This is a genomic window from Ruminococcus champanellensis 18P13 = JCM 17042 (assembly GCF_000210095.1).
GTDB lineage: Bacteria > Bacillota > Clostridia > Oscillospirales > Ruminococcaceae > Ruminococcus_F > Ruminococcus_F champanellensis.
In genome coordinates this window covers 290,280-301,516 of the sequence record NC_021039.1, presented here as the reverse complement: position 1 = coordinate 301,516, position 11,237 = coordinate 290,280, and the positions used below count along the sequence as shown (strand labels likewise).

Annotated in this window: 9 protein-coding genes and 1 tRNA gene; 9 read left to right on the top strand and 1 reads right to left on the bottom strand. The window is 56.0% G+C overall.

The features are described from left to right. Positions 1-551 precede the first annotated feature (551 nt). Positions 552-636, bottom strand: a tRNA-Leu gene (locus RUM_RS01325). Positions 637-892: 256 nt separating this feature from the next. On the opposite strand from RUM_RS01325, the gene dnaA reads away from it, so the two are divergent. The 9 genes from dnaA (at position 893) to RUM_RS01280 (ending at position 11,045) form a co-directional block, all read left to right on the top strand. Beyond that, the gene (gene dnaA / locus RUM_RS01320) at positions 893-2,260 is read left to right on the top strand and encodes a chromosomal replication initiator protein DnaA (RefSeq protein WP_015557427.1); all 1,368 of its coding nucleotides are present in this window, start codon (positions 893-895) and stop codon (positions 2,258-2,260) included. Positions 2,261-2,685: 425 nt separating this feature from the next. Beyond that, positions 2,686-3,792 carry a DNA polymerase III subunit beta gene (dnaN, locus tag RUM_RS01315; RefSeq protein WP_015557426.1) on the top strand — a complete coding sequence of 369 codons (1,107 nt, stop codon included), beginning with the start codon at positions 2,686-2,688 and terminating at the stop codon, positions 3,790-3,792. Between the two features lie 16 nt (positions 3,793-3,808). Continuing rightward, entirely contained in the window at positions 3,809-4,030 is a 222-nt protein-coding gene (locus RUM_RS01310) for an RNA-binding S4 domain-containing protein (RefSeq protein WP_015557425.1), read from the top strand. Further along, positions 4,021-5,133 carry a DNA replication/repair protein RecF gene (recF, locus tag RUM_RS01305; RefSeq protein ID WP_015557424.1) on the top strand — a complete coding sequence of 371 codons (1,113 nt, stop codon included), beginning with the start codon at positions 4,021-4,023 and terminating at the stop codon, positions 5,131-5,133. The genes RUM_RS01310 and recF overlap by 10 nt, the downstream gene beginning before the upstream one ends. Before the next feature lie 12 nt (positions 5,134-5,145). Continuing rightward, on the top strand, positions 5,146-5,400 hold the full coding sequence (remB, locus tag RUM_RS01300; RefSeq protein WP_015557423.1) for an extracellular matrix regulator RemB: 255 nt from the start codon (positions 5,146-5,148) through the stop codon (positions 5,398-5,400). A gap of 15 nt (positions 5,401-5,415) precedes the next feature. Then, complete coding sequence (gyrB, locus tag RUM_RS01295; RefSeq protein ID WP_015557422.1) at positions 5,416-7,365, top strand: DNA topoisomerase (ATP-hydrolyzing) subunit B; 1,950 nt, start codon at positions 5,416-5,418, stop codon at positions 7,363-7,365. 11 nt (positions 7,366-7,376) lie between these two features. Then, complete coding sequence (locus RUM_RS11850; RefSeq protein ID WP_015557421.1) at positions 7,377-7,988, top strand: YcxB family protein; 612 nt, start codon at positions 7,377-7,379, stop codon at positions 7,986-7,988. Between the two features lie 5 nt (positions 7,989-7,993). After that, complete coding sequence (gene gyrA, locus RUM_RS01285; protein ID WP_276695622.1) at positions 7,994-10,612, top strand: DNA gyrase subunit A; 2,619 nt, start codon at positions 7,994-7,996, stop codon at positions 10,610-10,612. Positions 10,613-10,619: 7 nt separating this feature from the next. Further along, on the top strand, positions 10,620-11,045 hold the full coding sequence (locus tag RUM_RS01280; RefSeq protein WP_015557420.1) for a hypothetical protein: 426 nt from the start codon (positions 10,620-10,622) through the stop codon (positions 11,043-11,045). Positions 11,046-11,237 lie beyond the last annotated feature (192 nt).

Below are 11,237 nucleotides of genomic sequence, written 5' to 3'. Positions count from 1 at the left end.
TGGAGCACGCAGATTTTATAAGATGGTTTAAAAGAAAAAGGTCACTTCGTAAAGCGGTACTTCGTATCCACAGCACGCAGAGCATAAAGAAAAAGAAACGGTCACACAGAACGACCCAGCGTATCCCCACAAAGCAAACGATCACCAAACACAGACCCCGCAGGGAAACCTGTATTTATTATACCGGCAAAGGGGCAGTTCGTCAACAATTTTTGCCGGTTTTACGCCAAATCCAGCGGCATTCGGGCAAAGAAACCCGGGTTCGTGGACTATTTTGCGCAAAATGCGACCAATTCACCGGATCTCAACATGGTTTTCCACAGCGTTGTGGAAAGTCATGTTGAGAAACCGCTGCTTTTTCACTACAAGATCCTTTGTCCGGCATTGCATTTTCTTTTTCTTGTCCACCTGCTTTCACAGAAGTTTTCCACCGGGTTGTGGAAAACCATGTTGAGAAACCTTCCGCTTTCCACAGCAAGATGTTCTGAAAAATACATTCCCTTGCCGGTTCGGAGCGGCAAAAGAAAAACGCTCCCCGGAATGGGGAGCGCTGGTGCGGATGAAGTGACTCGAACACTCACGGATGAATCCACTAGAGCCTAAATCTAGCGCGTCTACCAATTCCGCCACATCCGCATATACACATACTGTTACATTATAAGAGTATAGCATCGGAGTCCGGATTTGTCAAGCTTTCGGACAGATTTTTTCCAGCACTGCAAAGAAAAAAGATCGCTGAATGCCCCCGAATGCCTTTACTTTATCATGGAAATATGGTATAATAGGCTTAAGTGCAATCGGACTGTTTTTTGGCATATTATATATGTATAGGGGCAGGCAGGCAAACCGGGTTCCGGGTTTCCGCCATGCCTGCTGAGGAGGTATAAATTATATGAATTCCTTTGCGGAAGTGTTTGAGCAGGTCAAAAAGTATTGTATCGAGGTGGGAAACATTGGCGATGTGGCAATCAATCTCTGGATCAATACCCTGATCCCCGTCTCCCTGGACGGCACCAAGGCGGTGCTCCAGTGCAATTCGGAATTTCAGAAGGGCGTGGTACTGAATAATTTCAAGAGCCTCCTGCAGGAGGGCTTCCGCAATACCCTGGGCTTTGACGTGGAGCTGGAGATCATCATCGAAAGCCAGAAGCCGGCGGAAAAGGTGGATATCCAGGAGCTGGAAAAGAAGCATGCACAACTGGAAAAAAGCTTTGAGGGCGCTGAGTATGACTACACCTTTGACACTTTTATTGTAGGAAAATCCAACGAATTCGCCTATGCCGCCTGCACTGCCGTGGCAAAGCACGACCGGAACAAGGCAAGCGATACATACAACCCCCTGTTCATTTACGGCCCCTCCGGCCTGGGCAAGACCCACTTGATGACCGCAATCGCCAACGAAATGCGCCGGAACGACCCGAACCTCAACATCGTATATGTCACCGGAGAGACCTTTGCAAACGAGCTGATCGAAGCCATTCAGAAAAAGCAGGACACCTCCCTGTTCCACGACAAGTACCGGAATGCGGACGTGCTGCTGGTGGACGATGTACAGTTTATCGCCGGCAAGGACTCCACCCAGGAGGAATTTTTCCACACCTTCAATAAGCTGCACAGCGAGGGCAAGCAGATCGTACTGACCTCCGACCGTCCCCCCAAGGATATCAAGATCCTGGAGGATCGGATCCGGAGCCGGTTTGAAAGCGGTCTGATCGCCGATATTTCCACTCCGGATTTCGAGACCCGGATCGCCATCATCCGCCGGAAGGCAGAGCTGTTAGACCTGAATCTGCCGGACGAGGTGGCAGAATTCATCGCAAACCGGCTCAAAACCAACATCCGACAACTGGAGGGGGCGGTGAAAAAGCTCAAGGCGCTGAAGCATCTGGCAGGGAGCCAGCCCTCCATTGCCATGGCGCAGAGCGTGATCCGGGACATTCTCACCGACGACCAGCCCATCCCCATTACCGTGGAGAAGATCATTGCGGAGGTTGCCAACGTGTACGGGGTATCCCCGGACGATATCCGCTCCAACAAGCGCTCCTCCCAGATCTCCAATGCCCGGAAGGTGGCGATCTATGTGGTGCGGGAAATCACCCAGATGCCCCTTGCTTCCATCGGCATGGAATTCGGCGGTCGGGATCACTCCACCATCGTGTATGCGGTCAACAGCATCTCCCAGTCCATCCAGAAGGACAGTTCCTTGAAGGAACTGGTGGAGACCCTCATCAAGAACATCCGGGAACGGGGCAAGAACTGAGTTTCCACCAGCTTTTCAACAGATTGTTGAAACCTGTGTGGAAAAGAAAGCAAGGCGCAGCGCCGATCCGCATCACCTTGTCCACAGTTTACCCATTCGGCTTTTTTACAGTTTTCCGCCCGGATCCGACAGGACTCCGGATTTTCCACGAAAGTTTCAAGGATTTTTCCCTTTCCACTCCACAAGTTCTGCCGGTTTCCACAGAGCGATCCGGCTTTCCACTTTTCAAGAATCATTCCACGAAGGGGCTGTGGAGGAGAAAATCCCGGAAAACTGCCGGGGAAGGGCTGTTTGAACAGTTTCAACCCCTCTACTACTACTGCTGAAAAAAATTAAGATGGATGGATGGATTGATCCCACCAACAAGCCGGAACGAAAGCCGGCGGCTGTGGAAAGTCCGGACATCCCCCAAAAAGGAGCCAATCATGAAGTTTTCATGCAAGAAGGAAGATATCTGCGCTGCCATCGGCAACGTATCCAAAGCGGTCAGCGTCAAATCCACCATTACCGCCCTGGAGGGCATCCGGATCAAGCTGTCCTACACGGTGCTGGAGCTGACCGGCTATGATCTGGAGCTGGGAATCCGTTCCACCATTGAGGCGGTTTCCGAGGACTGCGGTGAATTTGTGGTGAATGCCCGGCTGTTCAGCGAGATCACCCGGAAAATGAGCGATGAGATCCTGACCTTTGAGACGGATGAAATGCTGAATATCCGCATCACCGGCGCTGTAACCGAGTACTGCATTTCCGCCATGTCTGCGGAGGAGTATCCGGATCTGCCGGAGGTCAGCGATGAGCACCGGTTCCTGGTGCCCCAGGATCAGCTGAAATCCATGATCAACCAGACTGCCCATGCAGTTTCCCTGAACGAGAACAAGCCGGTCATGACCGGCGCCCTGTTCGACATTACCGAGGACGGGAATTTCAACATGGTCACCAGCGACGGGTACCGGCTTGCCCTGCGGACGGAGCATATCGACACGGCGGAGGTGCACCGGTTCGTGGTGCCTGCCAGAACACTGTCAGAAGTATCCAGACTGCTGAAGGAGGATGCCAAGGCACCCTGCGGCATTTACAACAATTTCAAGCACATTGTCTTTGAATTGGGAGAGATCACTGTATTCTCCCGGCTGCTGGAGGGGGATTTCCACAACTACCGGGCTTCCATTCCCCCGGACAAGCGGACGGAGGTCATCGTCCGTACCAGAGAGCTGGTGAACTGTCTGGAGCGGTGCGCACTGCTCATCAACGAGAAAAACAAGGCACCGGTGCGCTGCGTCTTTGAAAACGGCACCGTGAAGGTCAGCTGCAAGACCGGCATCGGCAGCATTTCCGATACCATTCCGGTGGATCTCAGCGGCGATGCCGTCACCATCGGCTTCAACAACAAATTCATGCTGGATGCGCTGCGGGCGTCTGAATGCGACAAGCTTAGGATCCATCTCAGCGGCGGCAACCGGGTTGTGAAGATCATTCCGCCGGAGGGGGACAGCTTTGTGTTCCTGGTGATGCCGGTGGATCTGAAATACTAAGCAAGGGGGCGTTTCCATGCAGAACCAACGGGTTTCCATCCGCACGGAGTTCATCAAGCTGGACTCCCTGCTGAAATATGCCGGGCTGACCGACACCGGGGGCTTCGCCAAGGAGCTGATCCAGGGGGGACAGGTGAAGGTAAACGGCGAAATCTGCACCATGCGGGGGAAGAAAATCCGCAGCGGCGACGTGGTAGAGGCCGGAGAATACCGGCTGACGGTGGAGCAATGCATCTGACCGGGCTGGAGGCGGAGCATTTCCGGAATCTGGAGCATATTCAGTTGGAGCCGGACCCCCGGTATAACCTCATTGTGGGGCAGAATGCCCAGGGGAAAACCAATCTGCTGGAGGCGATCTGGCTGCTGACCGGGTGCAGGAGCTTCCGGGGCGTCCGGGAACGGGATCTGGTGAGCTTTGACCAGGAGGTCATGCGGATGCAGGCTGCATTCCGGGACAGCCGCCGGGAGCAGCACATCACCTACGCCATTCAGAAAAGCAGCCGGGAAAAGAAAATCACCCTGAATGGGGTGCCTCTGCGGGGGGGCAGCCGGCTCTTTGCCCAGTTCCAGTGCGTGGTGTTCACCCCGGACGATACCATGCTCATCAAGGGACTGCCGGACAAGCGGCGGAATTTCCTGGATCTCTGCTGCGCCCAGATCCGGCCGAAAAATATGGACGTGCTGCGCCGGTTCGAGAATCTGACCATTCAGCGGAACCAGGTGCTCCGGAGCATCGGCGCCGGAAACGGCACCCCTCTGGATCTTGCCATCTGGGACGCGCAGCTGGCGGTGGCAGGGGCGCATCTGTCCCACATCCGGCACAGCTATGTGCAGCGGTTTGCGCCGGTTTGCGCCCGGCTGTACAACATCATCACCGGGGGACGGGAGCAGCTGACGGTGGAATACCAGTCCGGCATGTACCGGGACTATGAGATGCCGGAAACCGTCACCGAGCCGATGCAGGATTACTATCTGCGGAAGCTGACCATGTCCTCCACGGACGATATCCGGCTGGGGTACACCAGCATCGGGGCAAGCCGGGATGATCTGCTGTTCAAGATCAACGGCAAGCCCGTCCGGGATTTCGGCTCCCAGGGACAGAAGAAAAGCACGGCGCTGGTGCTGAAGCTTGCCCAGGCGGAGATCTATCGGCACAGTCAGGGGCAGTCCCCGGTGGTGCTGCTGGACGATGTGATGGGAGAGCTGGACAAGAGCCGGCAGGAATTGGTGTACAGCATCGTGCAGGAAATGCAGGTATTTATTACCACATGCAACGAAGGGGCTGTATTGGGCAGTGACCGGGGCATGCGGATCACCATAGAAAACGGAAAAATATTGTAACGGAGGCGTGGGATGTATATACACCTGGGCAATGAGATCTCTGTGTCGGACAAATGCGTCACCGGCATTTTCGATCTGGAGAATACCACCATCGGCAAAGCCACCAAGGAGTTTCTGGAACGGGCGGAACGGGAGAAACGGGTGGTGAATGTCAGCTATGAAATGCCCAAAAGCTTCATTGTCTGCAACGAGCGGGGCAGAGAAGTGGTTTATATTTCCCAGATCTCCGTTGCAACACTGCGCAAGCGTGCAAACACGCTGTTTTGAGGAAAGGATGGAATCATGAGCGAAACAGAACAGATAAAACCGGGAGCACAGCAGTATGACGAAAGCCAGATCCAGGTGCTGGAGGGGCTGGAGGCTGTACGGAAGCGTCCGGGCATGTACATCGGCACCACCGGTTCCGGCGGACTGCATCACCTGGTGTACGAGATCGTGGATAACTCCATTGACGAGGCGCTTGCCGGGTATTGTACCCATATTCAGGTAGAAATTCTGCCGGGGGATATCATCCGGGTTACGGATAACGGACGGGGCATTCCCACAGGCATCCACCCCAAGGAGGGGATCTCCGCTGCAACGGTGGTGTATACAGTGCTGCATGCAGGGGGAAAATTCGGCGGCGGCGGCTACAAGGTCGCCGGCGGTCTCCATGGCGTGGGAGCATCCGTTGTCAATGCGCTGTCGGAATGGCTGGAGCTGACCGTCAAGGACGGGAGCCATGTACACTTCCAGCGGTTTGAACGGGGGAATTATGCGGAGCCTCTGAAAATCATCGGGGACACCACAGAGCACGGCACCTCCGTCATGTTCAAGCCGGACGCAGAGATCTTTGAGGAAACCACCGTGTTTGACTACGAGGTCCTCCTCAAGCGCATGCGGGAACAGGCGTTTCTGAATGCGGGGCTGACCATCGAGCTGTCGGATCAGCGGGATCCGGCGAATCCCCAGGGGGAGAAGATGTGCTACGAAGGGGGCATCCGCCAGTTTATCGAGCATATCCACAAAACACGGGGACTGGAAAGCCTGTCCGAGCAGGTGATCTACTTTACAGGGTCCAAGGGGGACAATGCGGTGGAGATCGCCATGCAGTACAACGACAGCTACAACGAGCTGATCCTGTCCTTTGCCAACAATGTGCATACCATCGACGGGGGCATGCACGAGCTGGGCTTCCGGAATGCGCTGACCAAGACCCTGAACGAATACGGCAAGCGGTTCGGCCTGCTGAAGGATGACTCCAAGCTGATGGGGGAGGACGTGCGGGAAGGCTTGACCGCCATCATCTCCGTCAAGCTGACGGACTGCCAGTTCGAGAGCCAGACCAAGGTGAAGCTGGGAAATCCGGAGATCAAGCCCTTTGTGGAGTCCATCGTGTCCGAAAAGCTCATGAACTACCTGGAGGAGAATCCGGCGGTGGCACGGGCGATTTTCGACAAGAGCCTGGCGGCGCAGCGTGCCAGGGAGGCTGCCAAAAAGGCGAGAGAAACTGCCCGGCGGAAAACCGCTATGGAAAGCGCAAGCCTGCCGGGAAAGCTGGCGGACTGCTCCGAGCGGGATATTGAAATGACGGAAATTTACATTGTCGAGGGTGATTCTGCGGGAGGCTCCGCCAAGGAGGGCAGAGACCGCCGGTACCAGGCGATCCTTCCCCTGTGGGGCAAGATGCTGAACGTGGAGAAGGCACGGATCGACAAGGTATACTGCAACGAAAAGCTCATGCCGGTGGTGACTGCCCTGGGCACCAGCATCGGGGAGGATTTCGACATTTCCAAGCTCCGGTACGGAAAGGTCATCATCATGGCGGATGCGGATGTGGACGGTTCCCATATCCGGACGCTGCTGCTGACCTTCTTCTTCCGGTTCATGCGTCCCCTGATCACAAATGGAAATATTTACATTGCCCAGCCGCCCCTGTTCCGGGTGGCAAAGGGGAAGACCTTCAAGTATGCCTTCTCCGACGAGGAGCGTGACAAATACATCGCCCAGTTCAATGCGGAATCCCCCAACGCCAAGGTGGAGGTGCAGCGGTACAAGGGTCTTGGCGAGATGGACGCACACCAGCTCTGGGACACCACCATGAACCCGGACACCAGAACCATGATCAAGGTGGAAATGGCGGACGCAGTGAAGGCGGACGAGACCTTTTCCATCCTCATGGGGGATAAGGTTGCCCCCAGACGGGAATTTATCGAGAAGAATGCAAAATACGCACAGAATCTGGATATTTAAACGGAGGGTTCATGAAGGAAAAAATGCAGCGGGAATACAGCATTCCCTTTGAATTATTTGCCAAAGCCTTTACCCTGTTCCAGCGGAAATTCGTCTACCCCCGGTGCTGGATCATCACCGCATTTTTAGGGGCTGTGATCGTGTTTTACGTCAGCGCCGCCTTGCAGGATCCGGGGAATACCCTGACTTATGTGCTGATCTTTGCGTGCCTGGCGGTGATTTTCATCCAGTGGTACAACCCGAAAAAGATCCGGCGGCAGCTTCTGAACGCCATCAAGGATCTGGGGGACGAAACCTATCGGCTGACGGTGGAGGAGGATGGGCTGACCATCGGCACGATCCTGCCGGAACCGGAGGAGGATGCGGAACAGGAGTCCGGAGACGGGTTCCACGACATTTTCCCGGAGGAGCCGCCCCAACTGGCGGATACGGTGATCCCCTTCAACAAGCAAGTAAAAATTGTGGAATCAGCGGAATTTTTCCTGGTGTACCAGGTTCGTGCCATGTTTTATGTGATCCCAAAACAGGCTTTTTCCCCGGAGGAGAACCGCCAGCTTGCCGGCTTGTTTGCCGAAAAGCTGGGACGGCAGTTCTGCCCGGATAAACAGACAGAAAGGAACTGATCGATTTGTTCAGCGAAACTGAAATTGTGCTGCCCGTGGATATCGAAAGGGAAATGAAAAAATCCTTTATCGAATATTCCATGTCCGTTATCGTGTCCCGGGCGCTGCCGGATGTGCGGGACGGGTTGAAGCCCGTACACCGCCGGATCCTGTACACCCTCCACGAAAACGGACTGACCCCGGACAAGGCATACAGAAAATGCGCCGATACGGTGGGCGCCGTGCTGGGCCGGTACCATCCCCACGGAGACGCCTCCGTGTATGACGCACTGGTGCGGCTGGCGCAGCCCTTCTCTTTGCGGTATCCTCTGGTGGACGGCCACGGCAACTTCGGCTCCGTGGACGGAGATCCGCCGGCGGCATATCGTTATACGGAAGCGAGAATGGCGAAAATCGCTGTGGAGATGCTGACGGACATCGGCAAGGACACGGTACCCTTCATGTCCAACTACGACGACCGGCTCAAGGAGCCTGTGGTGCTGCCCTCCCGGTTCCCGAACCTGCTGGTGAACGGCTCCGTGGGCATTGCCGTGGGTATGGCAACCAACATTCCGCCCCACAATCTGGGAGAGGTCATTGACGGCATCAGCACCCTGATCGACAATCCGGACTGTACCCTGGACGATCTGATGGAGCATATCAAGGGGCCGGATTTCCCCACCGGGGGCATCCTCATGGGCAGAGCAGCCATCCGGGCGGCATACGCCACCGGACGGGCAAAGCTGACCCTCCGTGCCAACACCTCCTTTGAGGAGATCAAGGGCAGAAACTGCATCATCGTCCACGAGATCCCCTACATGGTCAACAAGGCACGGCTCATTGAGAGCATTGCGGATCTGGTGAAGGACAAGCGCATTGACGGTATTCACAACCTGCGGGATGAGTCCGACCGTTCCGGTATGCGGATCGTCATCGAGCTGAAAAAGGACGCCATTCCGGAGATCATCCGGAACAAGCTGTTCAGCTATACCCAGTTGCAGGATACGGTGGGCGTGACCATGCTGGCACTGGTGAACGGGGAGCCAAAGGTGCTGAACCTGAAGCAGATGCTGGAGGAGTATCTGAACTTCCAGGTGGAGGTTGTCACCAAGCGCACCCTGTATGATCTGAACAAGTGCAAGAACCGGGCGCATGTGCTCCAGGGCTTTGCGCTTGCCATTGACTACATCGACGAGGTCATCGATATCCTCCGTTCCTCCAAGAATGTGGCAGAGGGCAAGCAGCGGCTGATGGAGCGGTTCAAGGATACGGATATGTCCACCCTGCTGGATCGTGCCCAGTACCCCTATGCCAACAAGATCGAGATCGGCGTGGGTCTGACGGATGTACAGGCGGAAGCCATTGTACAGATGCGCCTGGGACAGCTGACCGGTCTGGAACGGGAAAAGATCATGGACGAGTTGGAGCAGATCTGCGGAAGGATCGCAGAGCTGGAGGAGCTGCTGGAGGATCGGAGCAAAATGTACGGGGTGATCCGGGAGGAACTGGAAGTGATCCGGAAGAAGTTCGGGGACGACCGGCGCACCCAGATCGAGACCATCAGCGGAGAAGTGGACATTGAGGATCTGATCCCGGTGGAGGACAGCGTGGTGACCTATACCCACAACGGGTACATCAAGCGTGCCCCCGTGGACACCTACAAGACCCAGAAGCGGGGCGGCAAGGGCGTCAGCGGCATGAAGCAGCGGGAGGAGGATTTCGTGGAGGAGCTGTTCATTGCCTCCACCCACGACCATCTGCTGTTTATCAGCAATAAGGGGCTCATGTACCGGCTCAAGTGCTATGAAATTACGGAAGGCTCCAAGGCGTCCCGTGGGGTGAATCTGGTGAACCTGCTGCCCCTGGCAGAAGGGGAGAAGATCGCCGCTATGCTGAAAACCACGGACTTTGAGGACGATAAATTCGTGGTGATCGTCACCAAGAACGGCAAGATCAAGCGTACTCCCCTGTCCGCATATCGGAATGTGCGGAAAAACGGTCTGATCGCCATTGGTCTGGACGATGGGGACGAAATTGCGGCAGTGCGCATGACCGACGGCAGCAGCCAACTGATGGTTGCCACCCGGAACGGCATGACGCTGCGGATGGAGGAAAGCTGCATCCGGCAAATGTCCCGGTCTGCACACGGCGTCCGGGCGATCCACCTGCGGGAGGAGGATCAGGTCGTATCCATGGCGAGAGTCCGGGAGGGGGCAACCGTCCTCACCGTCACCGAGCAGGGCTTTGGCAGACGGACGGAGCTTGACGCTTACCGGCTTCAGAACCGGGGCGGCTATGGTCTGAGCAACTACAAGGTGGATGCGGAGCGTGGCTATGTATGCGGCATCAAGGTGGTGGATGAGGCGGACGACATCATCCTCATTGCCAGCGACGGGATCATCATCCGGATCCGCACCAGCGATATCCGGATCATGAGCAGATACGCCAAGGGCGTTCGGGTGATGCGGGTCAGCGAGGACGCCAAGGTGGTGACCTTTACCCGGGCGGAGCATGACGATTCCGCAGAGATCCAGTCGGTGGAGCAGTTGTCGGAGGAGGAGCTTCAGGCACAGCAGGCGGACGCTGCCGCAGCGGAGAAAAACGAAGTGATCCCGGAGGATTCCGGTGAGGAAGCGGAGGAGTAAGCAGCCCATGGAACAGTCCATTCCCAAGAAGCTCGGCATGCTTGCACTGCTGACGGCAGGGAGCCTGTTTGCCCAGACCCTGCTGTGGGTGGCTTATGACTATTTCCAGATGCAGGTGTGGGTCATGGGGGCGCTGCCCCTGCTGATCTGCCTGCTGTATCACGCCGTGCAACTGGATTCCGGTGCGGACAAGCTGATGGGCAGGCGGTTCGTGTTTGCCGGGGCGTGTCTATTGCCCCTGTTGCTGGGGGCGGCGCTGGGCTTGTGGATGTACTGGAAGTATCCGGGGCTGGAGGTGTTCGGCGGTACCGGCTGGGGCGGCGGCGTGATCCAGGAGATCATTGCCAAGTACTCCGCCCGGTATCTGTTGACCTCCGGGTATCTGATCCTGTTCGCCGGGTTGGATGCGGTGTATTTTTTGCGGCGAACATGAGGACAGGGCGCAAGCCCTGTTTTCTTTTTGTGGGTTTTTTATGCTCTGTGGGTTATTTTTGGTGACCTTTTTCTTTTACGTTGTCTTTGATGTTCTGCGTGCTTGGTACACGCAGTAGAGGTTTACCTTTCAGTGACCATCTTTTTCGGGCTTGTCTTTTATAATCTGCGTGCTGGGGTCACGCAGTACAGA